The organism is Streptomyces sp. S3(2020) (genome assembly GCF_013044505.1).
In the GTDB taxonomy this organism is placed as follows: Bacteria; Actinomycetota; Actinomycetes; order Streptomycetales; family Streptomycetaceae; genus Streptomyces.
The window spans coordinates 75474-93585 of sequence record NZ_JABERD010000004.1 but is presented as its reverse complement, the minus strand read 5'-3'; the positions used below and the strand labels follow the sequence as shown (position 1 = coordinate 93585).

The following is an 18112-nucleotide window of genomic DNA, read 5'->3' as shown; positions in this document are numbered from 1 at the left end:
GGCCACAACCACCGCCGAGGGAGCGGCGGTTGGTCGCAGGGGAAGGGCGGGAAGCACACGGCCGGTGCTTCCCGCCCTCGGCCGTCCACCGCGTGGCACATCTCACCGTCCACATGCCGGACGCGATCCAGCCGTTCTGGAGGGCGGCCCCGTAGGCTGACCGACGCAGCTGGTTCGCCCCGTCCGCCAGACGGGATGCGTCGTAAGAGGGAACCCGGTGGAAATCCGGGACTGCCCCGCAGCGGTGAGCGGGAACGACCGCCGTCATACGCACTGGGCCCGACGAACAGGGTCTGGGAAGCGACGGCCAGTAGATGTCCTCCGGTCGGAGGACGTGCCCGTGAGTCCGAAGACCTGCCCGTTGCCCGCAGACGAACCCACTCGTGTGCGGATGTCCCGGTGACCTCGTGGGCGGGTCGGCGTACATATCGGACAGTCGGTCTCCTACGACCGTCGCCGTCCGGTTCGTGACCCCTTCGCGCTCGCGTCCCGTCCCGGGATCCCAGGGAGATATCTCGCGAAGGAGATTTCCGTGACAGCCAAGTCCGCGGCAGCGGCAGCGCGTTCCACCGTCCACGGCTACCCCCGTCAGGGCCCCGACCGGGAACTGAAGAAGGCGATCGAGGGCTACTGGAAGGGCCGCGTCACCGCCGACGCCCTGCAGACCACCGCCGCCGAACTGCGTGCCGCCAACTGGCGTCGGCTGGCCGGGGCCGGCATCGACGAGGTACCGACAGGTGACTTCTCGTACTACGACCACGTCCTCGACACCACCGTGATGGTGGGCGCGATCCCCGACCGGCACCGGGCCGCCGTCGAAGCGGACGCGTTGGACGGCTACTTCGCGATGGCGCGCGGCACCCAGGACGTGGCGCCGCTGGAGATGACGAAGTGGTTCGACACGAACTACCACTACCTGGTACCCGAGTTGGGGCCGGACACGGTGTTCGCGACCGACTCGACGAAGCAGGTCGCGGAGCTGAAGGAGGCCCTCGCCCTGGGCCTCACCGCCCGGCCCGTCCTGGTCGGCCCGGTCACGTATCTGCTGCTGGCCAAGCCCGCCCCGGGTGTCGCCGCCGGGTTCGATCCGCTCACCCTCCTGGACCGGCTGCTGCCCGTGTACGCCGAGGTACTCGCCGATCTGCGCGCGGCGGGGGCGGAGTGGGTGCAGTTGGACGAGCCCGCCCTGGTCCAGGACCGCACCCCGGCCGAGCTGAACGCCGCCGCCCGCGCCTACCGCGAGCTCGGAACCCTCACCGACCGGCCGAAGCTGCTGGTCGCCTCGTACTTCGACCGGCTCGGCGACGCACTGCCGGTGCTGGCCAAGGCACCCGTCGACGGTCTCGCCCTCGACTTCACCGGTGCCGCGGCCGCCCAGCTCGACGCCCTCGCGGCGGTGGGCGGACTGCCAGGCAAGCGCCTGGTCGCCGGGGTCGTCAACGGCCGCAACATCTGGATCAACGACCTGTCGGCGTCCCTCGCCACCCTGGGCACCCTGCTCGGGCTGGCCGACCGGGTCGACGTGGCGGCTTCCTGCTCGCTGCTCCACGTGCCCCTCGACACGGCCGCCGAGCGGGACATCGACCCGCAGATCCTGCGCTGGCTCGCCTTCGCCCGTCAGAAGACGGCCGAGATCGTCACCCTCGCCAAGGGCCTCTCCCAGGGCACCGCCGCGATCACCGGCGAACTGGCCGCGAACCGGGCCGACCTGGCCTCCCGAGCGGCCTCGCCGATCACCCACGACCCCGCGGTCCGGGCCCGGGCCGCCGCCGTCACCGACACCGACGCCCGCCGCTCCCAGCCGTACGCCGAACGCACCGCCGCCCAGCGCGCCCACCTGCGTCTGCCCCTGCTGCCGACCACCACCATCGGCTCGTTCCCGCAGACCGGCGAACTGCGCGCCGCCCGCGCCGACCTGCGGGCCGGCCGCATCGACGGCGCCGGGTACGAGGAGCGTATCGAGGCCGAGATCCAGGAGGTCATCTCCTTCCAGGAGAAGACCGGTATCGACGTCCTGGTGCACGGCGAGCCCGAACGCAACGACATGGTCCAGTACTTCGCCGAGCAGCTCACCGGCTATCTGGCCACGCAGCAGGGCTGGGTGCAGTCCTACGGCACCCGTTACGTCCGGCCGCCGATCCTCGCCGGCGACATCTCCCGCCCTGAGCCGATGACAGTGCGCTGGACGGCGTACGCCCAATCGCTCACCGAGCGCCCGGTCAAGGGCATGCTCACGGGACCGGTCACCATGCTCGCCTGGTCCTTCGTCCGCGACGACCAGCCCCTCGGCGACACCGCCCGCCAGGTCGCCCTCGCCTTGCGCGACGAGGTGAACGACCTGGAGACGGCCGGGACGTCGGTGATCCAGGTCGACGAGCCCGCCCTCCGCGAAACGCTGCCGCTGAGGGCCGGCGACCACCCGGCCTACCTGGCGTGGGCCACCGAGGCGTTCCGGCTCAGCACGAGCGGGGTACGTCCGGACACACAGATCCACACCCACATGTGCTACGCGGAGTTCGGCGACATCGTGCAGGCGATCGACGACCTCGACGCCGATGTCATCAGTCTGGAGGCGGCCCGCTCCCATATGCAGGTCGCGCGTGAGCTCGCCGCGCACGGCTATCCGCGCGAGGCCGGACCGGGTGTCTACGACATCCACTCCCCCCGTGTCCCGAGCGCCGAGGAGGCCGCCGAACTGCTGCGTACGGGACTGCGGGCGATTCCCGCCGAGCGGCTGTGGGTCAACCCGGACTGCGGTCTGAAGACCCGCGGTTGGCCGGAGACCCGCGTCTCGCTGGAGAACCTGGTCGCCGCCGCCCGCACGGTCCGTGAGGAACTCCCCGCTTCCTGACGGCAGGCCCCATCGGCCGGGGGAGGAGTCACCTGACCTCCTCCCCCGGCATCGGCATCGGTATCGGCATCGGCGAAAGCAGCAGCATGGCTCTCGGTATCCCCAGTACAAGGACAGACAGCGCAGTGTCCATCCGCGACCTCCTCGCCCGGGGCGGCCGCTCCTACTCGTTCGAGTTCATGCCGCCCCGCAGCGCCGCGGCGGAAGCCGGACTCTGGACCGCGATCCGCCGACTGGAGGCGCTGTCGCCCACGTTCGTGTCGGTGACCTACGGCGCCGGCGGTTCGACGAGGGGCCGGACCGTGAACGTCACCGGGCGGATCGCCCAGGAGACCACGCTCACCCCGGTCGCCCACCTCACCGCCGTCGACCACAGCGTCTCCGAACTGCGCAACATCCTCGGCCACTACGCCGACCAGGGCGTACGCAACGTGCTCGCCCTGCGCGGAGACCCGCCCGGTGACCCGCTCGGTCCCTGGACGACACATCCGCAGGGCGTCCGGTACGCCGCCGAACTCGTCAGCCTGATCAAGGAGTCCGGAACCTTCTGTGTCGGCGTCGCCGCCTTCCCCGAGATGCATCCCCGCTCCCCCGACCGGGACAGCGACATCCGCCACTTCGTCGACAAGTGCCGGGCCGGAGCCGACTACGCCATCACCCAGATGTTCTTCGACGTCGACGACTACCTGCGCCTGCGCGACCGTGTGACGGCGGCGGGCTGTGAGACACCGATCATCCCGGAGATCATGCCGGTCACCACCATCCGCTCACTGCGACGCATCCCCACGCTCTCCACCGCCGTCTTCCCCGACCGGCTGGCCGAGCGCATGCTCGCCGTGCAGGACGACCCCCGGGCGGTCAGGGCGCTCGGAATCGACCACGCCACCGAGATGTGTCGCCGCCTGCTCGCCGAAGAGGCTCCCGGACTGCACTTCATGACGATGAACTTCTCGACAGTGACAACGGAGATCTACCAGAACCTTGACCTCAATGGATAAGTACCCGCATCCCTCACCCGTGGGCATCCGGCGTCCTTCGCTGGTCGGGATCGTCAACATCACCGCGGACTCGTTCTCGGACGGGAACAGGTTCCTGAGCCCGCCCGCGGCGCTGGCCCACGCCCGCCGGCTGCGTTCGGAGGGGGCCGACGTCATCGAGCTCGGGCCCGCCGCGAGCAGTCCGGGAGCCGAACAAGTGCCGGCGGCCGAGGAGATACGGCGGCTGGCCGACGTCATCGATCAGCTGGTCGCCGAGGGCGTCCCCGTGTCGGTCGACTCGTACCGGCCGGAGACTCAGCTGTTCGCCGCCGCGCGGGGCGTCACCTTCCTCAACGACATCCAGGGCTTCGCCGATCCCGCGCGGTACGAGGCGCTCGCCGCCACCGGTTGCAGGCTGGTCGTCATGCACTCGGTACAGCGGCACGGCCCCGCCACGAAGGTGCGGACCGATCCAGCGGCGGTGTCCAGGGGGATCGACGAGTTCTTCGCCGAGCGCCTGGCCGCTCTGGAGGCCGCCGGTGTCGGTCGCGACCGGATGGTCGTCGATCCGGGACTGGGCTACTTCCTCGGCGACAGTCCCGAGCCGTCACTCAGGACCCTGGCCGGTCTGGAGCGGTTGAAGGCCCGTTTCGACGTGCCCGTGCTCATCTCGCCCTCCCGCAAGTCGTTCCTGCGGGCGCTCACCGGGAGCGACGTCGCCGGCTCGGGTCCCGCCACCCTGGCGGCGGAACTGTATGCCGCGCGCAGCGGGGCGGACTTCATCCGCACCCACGACGTCGCCGCCCTCCGCGACGCGCTCACGGTCTTCGAAGCGCTGGAGTCGGCCAAGGAGAGCGGTTGGTGATGCGGAAGTGACAGCGGCCGGCGACGAGTTGCCCGTACTCCGCCCCGGTCGGGTCGATGCGGCATGCTCGTGGGCCGGGTCGTCAGTGCCAGGAGAACGCGAGAGGGCCCTCGGATGGTTCCGCGGGCCCTCTCGTCGTGTGGTCAGGTCACTGCGACGCGGCCACCGCCCCGTCGCCCGCCGGGAGTCCGGCGGGCTTCGGGTGCAGCAGCCGTTCGGCCAGTTCACCGAAGGCCAGTCCGAAACCGCCCCACAGGGTCACCTGGATGGCGAGGGCGGAGAGGCGGAACCGCCACAGCACGGTGGCCGGGAAGTCGCTCGGCACCTCGTCGACGGCGGGCAGGAACGCGTACGCCAGTCCGATCACGAGCGCGAAGCCGAGGACGGCGACGACGGTGGCGTACCAAGTGCCCAGTTTCGGGGCGAGGCGCCGGCCTAGGAGGGTGGCGCCCACCGCGAGGAGCACGCTGAGCAGCATCATCAGGAAGTACAGGGTGGTCCGCTTGCCGATGGTGCCGGGGTCGCCGACGGCGGGCGGGTTGGCCGGGTACTTCAGGAACGGGACGACGTACACGGCGAGCAGCTCGGCGCCGGACAGCAGGAGCGCCGTGGCCCGCGGGGTGAAACGGCCGACGCGGCCGAGGGCGAAGCAGTAGGCGAGGGCGGCGATGCCGCCGAAGGCCACGCCGTAGATCAGTACGCCGGTGGCGAGGCCGGCTGTGGACTGAAGGCCGCGGGAGACGATCTCGACCTCATGTTCGTGCGCGGCCGCGTGGGCCTCCTCGAAGCCGATCGCCTTGTCGACGTTCGGCTCACCGAGGAGATAGGCGACGACCAGGGCGAGCACGCCCGCCGTGAGTCCGGCGAGCATGCCGCGGACGAGCAGGTTTCTCACTGTCATGGAGTTCATGGTGTGCGGCGTCCCTCGTCAGTGGCAGGGGAAGCCGAGGAGGTGGCGGGCGTCGTGCACCCACTCGTGGACGCCCTCGCCGGACACCACCGAGGTGGCTCCCTGCTCGGCGCCGACGAAGTACAGGAGGGCCAGCATCAGGACGCCGAAGAAGACCGCCCACGGGACGATCGCGCCGATCGGCAGGCTGGCGGGGAGATCGGGGGTGGTGGCTGTCGGCGGGGCGACGTGCTGCGCCATGGCAGGGGCCTCCTTCGGGAGTTCGCGTCCCAACTCGGTGGTGCACAGGACGACGGCCACGGGTCTGACTCACGAGGCACGCGGGTGTGCCGCCTCGTTCACAGTGGCGCGACCGTGCCGGATTCCCACCGGCTTCCGTGAGGCCGTCGTCGATATCGCGACGACGCTACCTCTCGACAGGTACATGGCCAATCCCGCACAGGTCGGCGAGAACCCACTCTCACCCAACGCTTACCTGCGACGGATGCCGGGCGTCCGTTCGTCGGCGAAGCGAGTCCATCCGCGTACGCGTCCGTCGACGGCCCGCGGGCTGTCGCCGGAGCCGGGGTCGTAGGGTCGCGGCATGCGCATCGTCTCTCTGCTGCCGGCCGCCACCGACATCGTCGCCGAACTCGGACTGACCGCGCAGTTGGCCGGCCGCACCCACGAGTGCGACTGGCCACCGCGGGAGGTGGCCCACGTCCCCGTGGTGACCGGGGCCGACCTCGACCAGGACACCCTCAGCAGCCGGGAGATCTCCGACGCGGTGGGCGGCTCGGCGCACTCCGGGTCGTCGCTCTACACCCTCGACACCGAGGCACTGGCGGCGCTGCGGCCCGATGTGGTCCTCACCCAGGACCTGTGCGACGTGTGTGCCGTCTCCTACGAGAGGGTCAGCCGCACCGTCCGCCTGCTCGACGCGGAGACCCGTGTCCTCAGCCTGGAGCCGCGCACACTCGACGACGTACTCGACTGCCTGGTCACCGTCGGCGAGTTGCTCGGCGTACGCGAACACGCCGAGCGGCGCCGGGCCGCATGGCGAGATCGCCTGGAGCGGGTCCGTACGTCGGTGGCCGGACTCCCCCGGCCCCGGGTCGTGGCGGTCGAGTGGATGGACCCGCTGTGGCCCGCCGGGCACTGGGTCCCCGAGCAGATCACCGCCGCCGGAGGAGAGCCGCTGCTCGCCGCGCCGGGCGAGCACACCGAACCGATGACCTGGGACGCGGTGCGCACCGCGCGGCCGGATGTGGTGCTGGTCCTGCCGTGCGGCTTCCCTCCGGAGCGGACCCTGCGCGAGGCGCACCTGCTGACCGGGCTGCCGGGCTGGTCCGACCTGCCCGCCGTGGCGGCCGGGCGGGTCTGGGTGCTGGACGGACCCTCCTACTTCAACCGCCCCGGACCGCGGGTGGTGCGTGGTGCGGAGGTGCTGGCCCATGTCCTGCACGGTGTGTGGACCGGGGCCGAGGTGACGGTGGCCGAGGCGCGCCTGCTCTCACCGTGAGGGATCGGGGACGGTCCCTCGACTCTCTGCCCTGGACTCTCCGCCCGGGCCGCGGCTCAAGCCGACGGGTGGTCGGGCGTCATGTGCCGTAAGCGCGCAGGAAGATGTCCACCGCGGCATCGCCGAGGGTGTCCGGTGCGGCGTCGGGACGGTACTCCAGCGGGCCGGTGAGCAGAACGAGGAAGTGCTCGGCGGCGAGTTCCGGGTCGCACGGGCGCAGGCGGCCGGCGAGCACCAGGCGGGCCAGACGGTCGGCGAGGGCGCAACGCACTTGTAGCGCGGTGCGTTCGCGTACGGTCACCGCCAGGTCGGGGAACTGTGCCGCCTGGGCGCAGGCCAACTGCCTTACGGCGCGGGCGTCTTCGCTGTCGAACGCCTGGAGCAGGCCGTGGGCCACCATCGTGAGTGGCGCGCGCGGGTCGCTGTCCGCGGCGACGTCGCGCAGCTGCTCGACAACGGCGATGCGTTGTGCGCCGATCCGGTCGGCGGCGGCCTCGACGGCCTCGCGGTACAGGCTCTCCTTGTCGGTCAGGTGGTTGTAGACGGTCGGCTTCGCGACGCCCGCTTCCTGGGCGATCTCCTTCACACACGCCTGGGCGTAGCCGCGCCGCGCGAACACCGTGAACGCGCCGTCCAGGATCGCCTGCCGTCGCTCGATCCGTCCACGAGCCGTACGTCCGGCACCCGTTGACACTTCTGAACTCATGGGTCCAGTGTAGTGACTGAACCAGTCAGAACGCTTTTCTGAACCAGCGGGTTCAGTCACATGAGGAGGCCGGGACAGTCGTGATCGTCCACATGCTGCGCTTCACGTTCAAGGAGACCGCGACCGATGAGGAACGCGAGCACGTTCTCGCGGTGATGCGACGCACGGGCTCTGTCGAGTCGGTGTCGTTCTCGACGGTGGGCCAGAGCCTCGGTGATCCCGACGGCTTCAGTCACGCCTACTGCGTGGGCATCACCGACCTGCCGGCGCTGCGGCGGTACATGCACGATCCGGTGCACCTGGAGGGCGACCCGCTGATCCTGCCCCACCTGGCCAGGATCGCCATCGGCCCGGACCTGTCCGACGACATGACGCCCACCCTGGCCGAGGACATCCTCGCGCTGCACGAGGAGAAGGTCGCGCTGTATCCGGAGTGGGCCGCCGGACTCGGCCCGTTACTGGCCGCCTGAGGTCACGTGCTCCGGCCGCCGAGCAACGCCGCGAGGTGGGTGGCGGTCTTCTCTCCGGCTCGCTGCTTGACCAAGCCCTCTTTGGCGGCCGCGCGAAGCTTCACCGCCGAGCTGTCCTCCGCGGCCTTCGTCACCAGCACGGTGACCACGACAGGATTCAGGCCGCCCGCGCCACCACCGGTGACGACACGGATCATCTCCTGGTCCCCGGCGTCCCCCGCACGCATGGCTCCCACCGTCGGCCCCGCCCCTCCGAGCACTCTGCCGACATGCTTCACGGCTTCGTCGAACGGCAACGGGACGACAAGGTCGATCTCATGGACGTTCTTCTTCATCAGCTTGGCCACAAACCCGGTCAAGCGCCCGCTGCCCCCGCTCAGGGCGCCCAGCGCAGCCAGCTCATCGGCCAGGATCTGGTCCTCACCCTCGTCCACACGCCCCCACCCTTCACCTGCGATCAGCCACACGCCGTCGAGCGGGAGGCAACGGTCATTGTGCAGGACGGGGGCCGTGCCGACCTTCGTGTACCGCGACGGGTATGGCCACTACACCGGTCCCGAGGACACGGACAGCGACCACGGCGAGGTCGAGGCTGCCTACCTCCAGGCGGTCGCCGCCTTCGCCGCGGACACCGGCATCGCTCACCTTGCCGTACGCGAACCGCAGGTTCCCTTCCTCGCACACTTCGGTGTCGAGCCCGCGGTGGACGATTTCGGGCTGGACGGGATCTTCCCGTCCAGCCGGGCCGGTTTCCACGACGGGGCGCGGGTGCCGCTCTCTGTCGCTCTGAAGGTGGAGGAGTCGTTCGCGGTCCACGTGGGGTGGGACCAGTACCTCTGCGTCAGCAGCAACCTGCCCTGCGAGGAGGCGCTGGCCCACACACGCGAGCTCGGGCTCTTTCCAGAACCCCTAGACGGCTCCCCCATACGCATTCGAGGCCGAGCGGGAAGGCCAGGACATCCAGCGGCCCGCCGATGACGACTTCTGGGCCGAACTGCACAGGCCAGTCGTCACCGGCCGGGCCGGGATACCGGAAGAGATGTATCTCGAAGGCGCCTCACGACGGCATCGGCTCACGGCGAGAGCTTCGACTCCCTTCGCGCCGGCCTGACTCCCCGTGCCCGCCTCGCTGTCGAGCAATTTCGTCGCCGTCCTGCGGTCCCTCCCCGCTGACGGTCTCGCCGAAGGGGTGTGGCAGGAGGACGACGGCCGCATCCACAGTGCCATCGCCGACCAGGAGTACTTCCCGGAACTGACCGCCCGGATGTCCAGAGCCCGCGCTGCCGTACTGCTTTCCATGGATGCGTGTGAATCTGAGCCGCTGCGCACTGCGGTCATGCCCGACAACGACGGGGTCCTGCACGCCCGTTGGCGGACCTGTCAGACGAGTTGGTAGCCGCGCATGTTACTGAGGAGCAGATAGCAGTTCTGTAGGGAGCCCGACGTGTCGCCCAGGGAGCGGTAGATGCCCCACTTCGGGCGGACGCGGTCGGCGAGGAAGGTGTCGATGCCGGTGCGGGACTTGTCGAGGACCGTGGTCGAGCCGTTCTTGAGGATCCAGCGCAGGGACCCCGCCGAGCCGTTGCCGACCTTGATCTGGAAGTCGACGTCGATCCATCGGTCGTGCAGCGGTTCCAGTTCGGTGCGGCCGATGAGGATGTCGTCGGTGAACTGCTTCAACTCGATGGTCTGGACGCCGTTCACGCGGCGCAGCGACTGCACGACGACGGGCGAGGAACCGGTGCCCGGCTGCTTCATCTGCATGATGTGGGTGAAGCTGGTGGTCGCCTTGAGGGAGCTCGGTATGTACATCGAGTAGGTGACCCGCCAGGTCTGGCCCTCGGTCCACTTGAGGTAGGCGCCGCCGCTGCCGTTGCGCAGGCCGGTGACCTCGTGGCGCTGGCGGTCGGTGGAGGTGTCCCGGTCGACGGTGTGCATGCTGAAGCGCCAGTTGTTGCCGGTGGTGTAGATGTGCGGCGCGCCGGACGGGTGGGAGTCGGCGCGGTCGTCCTCGATGGTCTCGAAGGCGCCGAGTCCGTCGCGGCTCGCCGACGGGGACCACTTCAGCTGCCAGGAGGCGGCGTGCGCGGTGGAGGCGGGAAGACCGACCGTCGCGGCGGCCGCACCGCCGAGCGCGGCGCCGAGGAGGCTTCTTCGCGTGGTGCTCATGACCGTTCACCTCGTTGTGAGTGGGGGGTGGACGTGCACGGGGGTGCGGCGGGGTCGCATACCCAATAGCGAGTTCACAGATATGACCGATGTTCACTCACGCATCCGCCAGCGCAGTACAGAGTGGCGTCCCGACCACGTCGGGTCAATGGTCCAGACCGATGAACCCAAGCCCTCAGGACGGTTTCCGGCCAGGGAAACGGCCTGTCAGGCAAGGCCGCCGACGCGTGCGAGGATGCGGCAATGGTGTGGCTCAGAAGACGTGGGACGTGGACGCTCAGGCTCGTGACCGCGATGAGCGCGGCGGTCGCGGTGGCCGCCTGCGGTGCGGCCGGAATGGACGACGGGAGCCCCGGCGACCGCGAGGCGAAGTACAAGCGCGTCATCGAGGATCCTCACCCACGCCCCGCCGACGTCATCGAGGCGGCCGGCGCGCCCACCGGTGTGGCCCGGGCGGAGGACGGTTCGCTGCTCCTGTCGTACGACGTCCGCAACGTCGAGGACGACGAGGGGCCGGCCGCCTTCGCCTGGCGCATCGTCGGTCCTGACGGCCGTACGGTCGCCGAGCACGCGGAACACGGGGACGCGGAGGCGGCGCGGACCGCGTTCAAGGGGGTGGCCGGAGGCTTCGTGCGCGTGCCGTCCGGAGAGGGGGCGGAGGGGGCGTACCTGCTCGACGTAAGCGGCAAGCGGCACAAGGTCGTCGTCACCGACACACCGACGCGCACCCGCCCCGGCGACATCGTGCTCGCCGAATGGGAGCCCACCCTCGTCTACCGTCCGGCCACGCGCACCGCATCACCCCCGGCCGGGGTGTCGGACGCCGCCATCCGCCTCGCCGTCGACGAGCGGGGCACGGTCTGGAGCCTGGAACAGCCCCTCACCGATGAGCCCAACCGTCTCGTATGGCAGCGTGACGGCCGCACCGTCGGCTCCAAGTCCGCCCCGAAGACGGACTCGGGAGGCGTCCTCGTCGCAGGGGGCGGCACCGCGGCGCTGTCCCTCACCCAGGGCGAGGACGCGCTCGGCCTGCTGGTGACGACGGACGACGGCGAACACTGGCGGACGGTCCTCGCCGGTGGCGTTCCCTGGAAGGCCCTGAAGGGTGGCCCGGTGTCGCTGGTCCTGGCGCTGCTCGCGGACGGACGGCTGCTCGTGGGTGAGGAGAGCGGCCGCTACTGGCTCGCCGACGACCGCACCAACCGCACCTTCCACAAGGTCAGGACACCGGCGGCCTTCACGTCGCTCACCGTCGACGGCAGCACGCTCTACGGCGTCGCCGACGCGACGACGGCCACGTACGACCTGGTGAAGGGCGAGGGGCTGTGGGTCTCTCACGACGGCGGTCGCGAGTGGCGGCAGTACAAGGAGCGCCGATAGCGGCACAGGGGTGGTGTGGTGCGAGACCTCGCGAGCACCGTGCTGGCAGGATGTGGCGGCATGGAACGTGTGCTTGGAATCGGTGGTTACTTCCTGCGGGCTGCCGACCCCGCGGCCCTGAACGCGTGGTACCGCGACTGCCTGGGCCTGGACGCCGATGAGCACGGCCTGTGGCGCCAGGATGCCGGGGTGACGGTGTTCGCCACCTTCGAGTCCGAGACCGACTACTTCGGGTCCCGTGCCCAGCAGAGCATGCTCAACTTCCGGGTCCGCGACCTGGACGCGATGCTCGGGCAGTTGCGCGCCAAGGGAGCCGATGTGGCCGAGGAGACACAGGACATGGAGGGGGTCGGCCGGTTCGGCTGGGTCACCGATCCCGAGGGCCATCGGATCGAGCTGTGGCAGCCCGCCTGACCTCCTCGTCGCGCGGTCGGTGACGTGCTGTCACACGCTGCCCCGACGTGCCGGCTCCCCCTGGCCCGCTCCGCTCACCCACTCGCAGCCTGCCGCACCGCCCGCGGTGAGGCACCCAGTTCCTTGTGGCAGGTCTTGTTGAACGCCTGGAGGTCGGAGATGCCGACCGCGGCGGCGATCGCCGGGATGGCCAGGGTCGAGGCGATCAGGAGATGCCGGGCGCGCTCCATGCGACGGTGCCTGATGTAGCCGACGACCGTGGACCCGGTGTCCTCGCGGAACAGCCGGGTCAGGTGGGTGTGCGAGACACCCGCGGCGCGGGCGATGGCGGGGATGCTCAGGGGGCCGGCCAGATGCTCCTCGATGTGCGCCATGGCCGTCCGCAGGGCGGGGTGCCGGGGGCCGGGGCTGCTCCCTCCGGCGCCGGTCAGCGTGGTCGTGCGCCACAGCACCGTCCACAGTTCCGCGGAGGCCCGCGCCGGGGACTGCGTGCTCGCCGCGACCGTCTGCCGCAGCAGTCCGCTCAGCACCGCCGCCTCCGTACCGGCATCCTGCATCGCCGGAACGCCGCGCCGCTCGCCGTCGCCCGGCAGCCGGAAGTGGGCGTACAGATGCTCGCTGCGCGGGGCGTCGTAGTGGAAGTGGACCTCCGTGTCGGGTGGCACCAGGCTCACGTGGCCGGGTCGGATCGGGTGGGAGACACCGCCGAACTCCAGCGTGCCGGAGTAGCTGTACAGGTGGAGCTGCCACAGCCTCGGCAGCCGGAACACCTCGTGCGGGCCGGCCGATCCGTGCACGCCCACGCCCGCGTTCGCCACCTGGGGCGGCTGGTCCAGGGCGAGCTCCACCAGTTGCTGCATGGTGGAAAATTACCAGCGGTCGCCGATTACAGCCCACGACAGGGACGACGGTGACTTCTACGGTCGTCGTATGTCAACCACACGAAAGTTGCTGAACTCCGTCGAGGTGGCACGGTTCGTGGCCCATGGTTTCCTGCGCCTGGACGGCATCGTGCCTCGGGAGATGAACGAGGAGGCACTCGGCGTCTTCGCCACCGGGCTGCCCGCCGTGCCGTACGGCACGCCCGTGCCGAAGGCGTTCCCCGAGGGCTCCTTCGCCCGACGCCTCGTCGAACTGCCCGCCGTGGCGGGCGCGTTGGAGAGCCTGGTGGGAGCGGACCCGACCGTCGACCATCACTTCGTCCACACCCGCGAGCCGCACGAGGGCAGCGCGCAGCCGCTGCACGCCGACGCCATCATCGACGTGCGTCCCGACGCGTTCGATGTGCAGCTCATGTACTACCCGCAGGAAGTCGCCGCGGACATGGGCGGCACGCTGGTCGTACCGGGCAGCCATCTGCGCCGTACCAACGAGTCCGACACCGGCCGCTATCAGAACCTGCTCGGCCAGACCCGGCTGACCTGTCCCGCCGGCACCGTCATGCTGCTGCACCACGGCATCTGGCACGGCGGGCGGCGCAACGACAGCGACACCGTCCGGCACATGTACAAGATCCGCTTCAACCCGACGGTGCCCCAGGTGCGGTTGTGGGACGTCTCGGATCTGGACTCCCCCGCCGTGCCCTCGGAACTGGGACGCACCTTCCCCTGGTACGAAGGGGCCACCGGCCGGCTGGAGATCCACAACCGGATCCAGCTGTGGCGCGCCCTGACCGGTGAGCCCGGCTTCGACATCGACCACTGGGCCACCCGTATCGCCAACCGGCCCGCCCTGAGGAGCCAGGCATGACCGTCGCCGACAGCGAGACGACCGCGACCGCCACCGGCACCACGCGCCAGCAGGTGCTCGTCCTGTACCTGGCCACCTCGGCCCTCGACTCGAACGTGGTCGGCTGGGCCCGCTACGACGGCACCGGCACCACCTCCCCCACCACCGGTGACAGCGACGAACCCCCGTACCGCACCGGTGTCGCCGCCCTCCATGACGGCTGGCGGCTCTTCCAGGCCTCCCAGCTCATCCCTCCGTATCCGGGGGCGGAGCACGAAACGTCCTTCCTCAAGCACGAGTTCTTCTTCGAGAAGCTCGTCGTGTGAGGTGCAAGAGATCCACTGCGAGGGATCCGCTACCGTCTCGGGTGCTCCGCGAGGTACTCCCGCACCACCGATTCGAAGCTCGCGTCGGGCATCAGGCCCAGGTCCGCGGCACGACGGTTGTCGAAGGCCGCGGGCCAGGAGCCGACGACGGCCTCCACGGCGGGATCAGGTGCGACGGTCACAAGGTCGGCGGTCGTGGCGCCCGCCACTGTCCGCAGCGTGGCGAGCATGTCGGCCACCGAGACGGTCAGGGCGGGCACGTTGACCGGCATCGCCCCCTGCACCTGTCCTGGCCCGCTGCCGTGCCCGGCCTCCGCGATACGGAGGACGGCCTCGGTCGTGCTGTGCGGAGAGGCCAGGGCGACCTTCAGATCGGGGGCGACAGGACAGACGGTCGGGCGTCCGGCGAGCGGGTCGCGGATGATCGCGGAGACGAAACCGGAGGCGGCCGCGTTCGGCCTGCCCGGCCGTACCGCGACGGTCATCAGCCGGGCCACACGGCCGTCGACGAAGCCGCGGCGGGTCATGTCCGCGATGAGGTGCTCACACATCAACTTCTGTGTGCCATAGCTCGATCGGGGTGCCGGCAACGTCGTCTCACTGACCATCGGCGGGAACGGGAGCCCGCGCGCCGGCAAGGGGCCGTAGACGGCGAGGCTGCTGGTGAACACCACCCGCGCCACCGGACCGCCGCTCACCGACTGCGCCCGCGCCGCCTGGAGGAGTGCGCGGGTGGCGTCCACGTTGACGCGCATCCCGAGGTCGAAGTCGGCCTCGCACTCGGCGGACACCGCTGCGGCGAGGTGGAACACCACGTCCACGGGTTCCGCGAACACCTCGCCGAGGTGGTCGACCATGTCGCCGTTCACCACCTGGACGAGAGGCTCTACGACGAGAGGGTCCGCGACCAGCGGGTCATCGGGCCGGGCGACACGGTCGACCAGCACCAGCCGGGTGATCGGTGCCGCGGCGAAGGACCGCGTCCGTAGGAGTTCCCTCACCAGCAGGCGTCCCAAGAACCCGGACGCGCCCGTCACGACGACCCTCACCTGCCACTCTCCCTCACCAGACAGCCGGTGGTTCCCACGATGGCGTACCCAGCCGCGTCCCGACAGCACTCGCGGTCCGTCATCAGCGCCCTGCTCCCACCGGTGGGTGTCGGTGTGTCGGTGTGTCCGTGTCTCGATCGCGACCTCGGTGATGACGCCGGTCAGGGGGACCACGACTCCGACGTGCTCCGGCGTAGTGCGTCCAAGCGACCCGTGGGGCGCCGAACGGGTGGACTCGTGTGGAGGGCGGCCCTGGGCACGACTTGCGCCGACGCCCCGGATGGTGACGTGGCTGCCCCGACCCAGACCTGGAAGAGGCACCGAGTCGTGAAACGTATCCCCGCCCGCCGTGCGTTGGCCGCAGCGCTGCTCGTGGCGTCCGTGCTGGCTCCGATGGTGGCGACTCCCGCGACGGCGGCGCAGGCCGTCGCGGCCCACCCATCCCATTCCTCTCATCCGTCCCGGCCGGACGACTGCCCGGCGCACGAACTCGACCCTGAGCTGGCCTCGCGCCTCGACAAGGCCATCGAGCAGGTCCGTGAGCAGGCCGGCATCCCCGGTGTCGTCGCCGGACTGTGGATGCCGGGCAAGGGCAGCTACGTCCGTGCGACCGGCGTCGCCGACACCGCCACCCGCGAGCCGATGGCCTCCGACGTCTTCGTACGGATCGGCAGCGAGACCAAGACCTTCACGGTCACCGCGCTGCTCAAGCTCGTCGACGACGGTCTGGTCGGGCTCGACGACCCGATCTCCGACTACATCCACGGCGTGCCCAAGGGGCACCGGATCACGTTGCGTCATCTCGCCGAGATGCGCAGCGGCCTCTTCCCCTACACCGCGGACGCCGTCTTCCAGCACGATCTGCTGAGCGACCCCAAGCGCTCCTTCACCCCGCGGGAGGTGCTGGCGTACGGCTTCAAGCACAAGAACACCTTCGCGCCCGGCAAGCAGTTCGAGTACTCCAACACCAACCTCATCCTGCTCGGCCTGGTGGTCGAAAAGGTGAGCGGGCAGCGCCTCGCCGACTTCGTCGAGAGGCGGGTGCTGCGTCCCGCCCGCCTGTCCCACACCTTGTTCCCGCGGGACTTCGAGTTCCCCCGACCGCATCCCCGCGGCTACACCAACCAGACGCTGACCGGTGAGGTCACCGACAGCACGGACTGGAACCCCAGTTGGGCATGGGCGGCCGGAGGAATGATCTCCGACCTCCACGACCTGCGCCGCTGGGCGAAGATCGTCGCCACCGGCACGCTGCTGCGGCCGCGGACCCAGGCGCAGCGGCTCACGATGCTGCCCACCGGTCACCCCGGCACCAGCTACGGCCTGGGCATCTTCGAGAGCGGCGGCTGGATCGGGCACAACGGCTCCATCCCCGGGTACCAGACCGTGACCGTCTACCTGCCCTCGAAGAAGGCCACTCTGGTGCTGATGCTCAACACCGACATCACCTATCAGGGCCAGGAGCCGTCCTCGCTGCTCGCCCGGGCGATCACTGAGATCGTGACGCCGGACAACGTGTACGACCGCCCGCTCCCCACGCGCCAGCGGCCTGTCATGGCGCAGGTTCCGGCGGCGTGGTGACGGCTGAGGCCGACCGCGGCGTCAGCGCCTGGAGTGCGCCTGTCCCTCCCCCAGGACCGTCGCCGTCGTGCGGTTGGTGCTCGCGTCCTCGACGCAGCCACGCAGCCGCATGACGTCGTGGGAGGGCAGGGCCGGTCTGATCACAGCGCTGTAGACGCCGTCGTCGAGGCGGCTCAGCGTGGCCTCGTCGTTCAGGGCGGCGGTGGAGCGGCGGCAGGTCTCCCACAGGTCCTGGGCGGCGAGTTGGACGGCGCCCGCGGCGGCAGTCGCCCTGCGTCCGGTGCGCGCAGGGGTGACGGCCGGGCGGGCCTCCAGGACGCTCTTGGTGTCGCGGGGGCCGAGTTCCGGTGCGGTCAGGGCCGCCAGGCGTCCGGCCGGACGGCGTTCCGCGCCGGGGCGGGCGGTGGCACCGGCCAGTTCCTGGATGACCATCGCGAGGCCGGACAGCGCCGCTCCAGCAGCCATCAGGACGGGCACGAACACGAACGTGCGCTGGGTGCCGTCCAGTTCCTGCATGTCCACCGAGCGCACCCAGCGGAACTGGTTCTGCCCGGCTGCACGGCTCTGTTCCAGTCTGCGGCGCACGTCCTCCAGGCGGGAGAAGCGCGTCAGCGGGACAACCGTGGCGACGGCGCTGACCAGCATGCGGTCCTCCGGCCCGCCACCGGGTCGGCGGTGAAGATGACGCCGCCGATGGCCGCGCGCAGCATGGGCTGCACCAGGACCGCCATTCCGTCGTCCGCCATCGCGGTGGAGGAGTCCTCGGTGTCCTCGTGGGCCGAGGAGGACCGCACGACCAGGGCTCCTCGGCGCCCGCCGCTTTGGCGAGCGCCTCCCAGCGGGTACGTACCGCGTCCTCGCCCGTGGGCATGTCCGGGGCGCGTTCGCCGGGCACCAGCACGAAACCGGGGAGCACCGGCAGTCCGGCGATGGCCGAGCGCGCCAGGTTCGCGGCCTTGGCGCCCGTGACGGCGAAATCCTTCGCCCGCCCGGTGCTTCCTTAAGTCAAGCAACTTGCCTGGCAGGGGTGCCCGTCCCACTGAACGGGACAAGGATCCGGCCACACACGCAGGGCATCTCTTCGGCGATGGCGACGAAAGGCCTGTTCACAGCCGTGCCGGCCGACAGTGGGCGCGATACGCCCGTCCACGGGTTCGCCGTTTTGCGTGCTTCATTGATTGTACC

21 protein-coding genes and 2 riboswitches are annotated in these 18112 nt (G+C 70.4%); of the genes, 12 read left to right on the top strand and 9 right to left on the bottom strand.

What is annotated here, in order from left to right; genetic code table 11:
- Positions 1-153: 153 nt before the first annotated feature.
- Positions 154-377: riboswitch (cobalamin riboswitch) on the top strand.
- 155 nt (positions 378-532) lie between these two features.
- The 3 genes from metE to folP all read left to right on the top strand — a co-directional run bounded on the left by metE (position 533) and on the right by folP (position 4693).
- Entirely contained in the window at positions 533-2851 is a 2319-nt protein-coding gene (metE, locus tag HLK59_RS02890) for a 5-methyltetrahydropteroyltriglutamate--homocysteine S-methyltransferase (RefSeq protein WP_171139576.1), read from the top strand.
- Positions 2852-2937: 86 nt separating this feature from the next.
- On the top strand, positions 2938-3849 hold the full coding sequence (gene metF, locus HLK59_RS02885; RefSeq protein WP_171139575.1) for a methylenetetrahydrofolate reductase [NAD(P)H]: 912 nt from the start codon (positions 2938-2940) through the stop codon (positions 3847-3849).
- Positions 3842-4693, top strand: coding sequence for a dihydropteroate synthase (gene folP / locus HLK59_RS02880; RefSeq protein WP_171139574.1), 852 nt, complete (start codon positions 3842-3844; stop codon positions 4691-4693). Before metF ends, folP begins: the two co-directional genes overlap by 8 nt.
- A gap of 148 nt (positions 4694-4841) precedes the next feature.
- Here the strand turns inward: folP and HLK59_RS02875 are convergent, their stop codons facing one another.
- Positions 4842-5603 (bottom strand): CbtA family protein, encoded by a 762-nt coding sequence (locus HLK59_RS02875; RefSeq protein ID WP_171139573.1) that lies wholly within the window; start codon positions 5601-5603, stop codon positions 4842-4844.
- A gap of 18 nt (positions 5604-5621) precedes the next feature.
- The gene (locus HLK59_RS02870; RefSeq protein WP_171139572.1) at positions 5622-5843 is read right to left on the bottom strand and encodes a CbtB-domain containing protein; all 222 of its coding nucleotides are present in this window, start codon (positions 5841-5843) and stop codon (positions 5622-5624) included.
- 62 nt (positions 5844-5905) lie between these two features.
- A riboswitch (cobalamin riboswitch) is annotated at positions 5906-5980 on the bottom strand.
- Positions 5981-6186: 206 nt separating this feature from the next.
- On the opposite strand from HLK59_RS02870, the gene HLK59_RS02865 reads away from it, so the two are divergent.
- The gene (locus HLK59_RS02865) at positions 6187-7104 is read left to right on the top strand and encodes a cobalamin-binding protein (RefSeq protein ID WP_171139571.1); all 918 of its coding nucleotides are present in this window, start codon (positions 6187-6189) and stop codon (positions 7102-7104) included.
- Positions 7105-7183: 79 nt separating this feature from the next.
- Here HLK59_RS02865 and HLK59_RS02860 read toward each other — a convergent pair whose 3' ends face one another.
- Positions 7184-7810 carry a TetR/AcrR family transcriptional regulator gene (locus tag HLK59_RS02860; protein ID WP_171139570.1) on the bottom strand — a complete coding sequence of 209 codons (627 nt, stop codon included), beginning with the start codon at positions 7808-7810 and terminating at the stop codon, positions 7184-7186.
- Between the two features lie 80 nt (positions 7811-7890).
- On the opposite strand from HLK59_RS02860, the gene HLK59_RS02855 reads away from it, so the two are divergent.
- Positions 7891-8280 carry a Dabb family protein gene (locus HLK59_RS02855; protein WP_171139569.1) on the top strand — a complete coding sequence of 130 codons (390 nt, stop codon included), beginning with the start codon at positions 7891-7893 and terminating at the stop codon, positions 8278-8280.
- A gap of 2 nt (positions 8281-8282) precedes the next feature.
- Here HLK59_RS02855 and HLK59_RS02850 read toward each other — a convergent pair whose 3' ends face one another.
- Positions 8283-8714: a hypothetical protein gene (locus HLK59_RS02850; RefSeq protein ID WP_171139568.1), complete on the bottom strand. Its 432-nt coding sequence runs from the start codon at positions 8712-8714 to the stop codon at positions 8283-8285.
- Positions 8715-8790: 76 nt separating this feature from the next.
- On the opposite strand from HLK59_RS02850, the gene HLK59_RS50750 reads away from it, so the two are divergent.
- Positions 8791-9258: a hypothetical protein gene (locus HLK59_RS50750; protein WP_240982158.1), complete on the top strand. Its 468-nt coding sequence runs from the start codon at positions 8791-8793 to the stop codon at positions 9256-9258.
- Between the two features lie 139 nt (positions 9259-9397).
- On the top strand, positions 9398-9676 hold the full coding sequence (locus HLK59_RS50745; protein ID WP_240982157.1) for a hypothetical protein: 279 nt from the start codon (positions 9398-9400) through the stop codon (positions 9674-9676).
- Here HLK59_RS50745 and HLK59_RS02840 read toward each other — a convergent pair.
- Positions 9661-10449, bottom strand: coding sequence for a heparin lyase I family protein (locus tag HLK59_RS02840; protein WP_171139567.1), 789 nt, complete (start codon positions 10447-10449; stop codon positions 9661-9663). The two genes, HLK59_RS50745 and HLK59_RS02840, sit on opposite strands and share 16 nt — an antisense overlap.
- A gap of 294 nt (positions 10450-10743) precedes the next feature.
- Between HLK59_RS02840 and HLK59_RS02835 the strand changes: the two genes are divergently transcribed.
- Both HLK59_RS02835 and HLK59_RS02830 read left to right on the top strand, forming a co-directional pair.
- Complete coding sequence (locus HLK59_RS02835) at positions 10744-11829, top strand: hypothetical protein (RefSeq protein ID WP_240982166.1); 1086 nt, start codon at positions 10744-10746, stop codon at positions 11827-11829.
- A gap of 60 nt (positions 11830-11889) precedes the next feature.
- Positions 11890-12243 carry a VOC family protein gene (locus tag HLK59_RS02830; RefSeq protein ID WP_171139565.1) on the top strand — a complete coding sequence of 118 codons (354 nt, stop codon included), beginning with the start codon at positions 11890-11892 and terminating at the stop codon, positions 12241-12243.
- A 74-nt stretch (positions 12244-12317) separates the two neighbouring features.
- Here the strand turns inward: HLK59_RS02830 and HLK59_RS02825 are convergent, their stop codons facing one another.
- Positions 12318-13103 carry an AraC family transcriptional regulator gene (locus tag HLK59_RS02825; RefSeq protein WP_171139564.1) on the bottom strand — a complete coding sequence of 262 codons (786 nt, stop codon included), beginning with the start codon at positions 13101-13103 and terminating at the stop codon, positions 12318-12320.
- A gap of 70 nt (positions 13104-13173) precedes the next feature.
- On the opposite strand from HLK59_RS02825, the gene HLK59_RS02820 reads away from it, so the two are divergent.
- Together HLK59_RS02820 and HLK59_RS02815 are read left to right on the top strand one after the other, a co-directional pair.
- On the top strand, positions 13174-13992 hold the full coding sequence (locus HLK59_RS02820; protein WP_171139563.1) for a phytanoyl-CoA dioxygenase family protein: 819 nt from the start codon (positions 13174-13176) through the stop codon (positions 13990-13992).
- Positions 13989-14297 (top strand): hypothetical protein, encoded by a 309-nt coding sequence (locus HLK59_RS02815; protein ID WP_171139562.1) that lies wholly within the window; start codon positions 13989-13991, stop codon positions 14295-14297. The genes HLK59_RS02820 and HLK59_RS02815 overlap by 4 nt, the downstream gene beginning before the upstream one ends.
- A 29-nt stretch (positions 14298-14326) precedes the next feature.
- On the opposite strand, the gene denD is transcribed toward HLK59_RS02815, so the two are convergent.
- A complete protein-coding gene (gene denD, locus HLK59_RS02810) occupies positions 14327-15346 on the bottom strand; it encodes a D-erythronate dehydrogenase (protein ID WP_171139561.1) in 1020 nt (339 codons plus the stop codon).
- Positions 15347-15673: 327 nt separating this feature from the next.
- Here denD and HLK59_RS02805 point away from each other — a divergent pair, with 327 nt between their 5' ends.
- Entirely contained in the window at positions 15674-16927 is a 1254-nt protein-coding gene (locus tag HLK59_RS02805; protein WP_171139560.1) for a serine hydrolase domain-containing protein, read from the top strand.
- A 21-nt stretch (positions 16928-16948) separates the two neighbouring features.
- Here HLK59_RS02805 and HLK59_RS02800 read toward each other — a convergent pair whose 3' ends face one another.
- Complete coding sequence (locus tag HLK59_RS02800) at positions 16949-17572, bottom strand: hypothetical protein (RefSeq protein ID WP_171139559.1); 624 nt, start codon at positions 17570-17572, stop codon at positions 16949-16951.
- Entirely contained in the window at positions 17536-17721 is a 186-nt protein-coding gene (locus HLK59_RS02795; RefSeq protein ID WP_171139558.1) for a PEP/pyruvate-binding domain-containing protein, read from the bottom strand. The genes HLK59_RS02800 and HLK59_RS02795 overlap by 37 nt, the downstream gene beginning before the upstream one ends.
- Positions 17722-18112 lie beyond the last annotated feature (391 nt).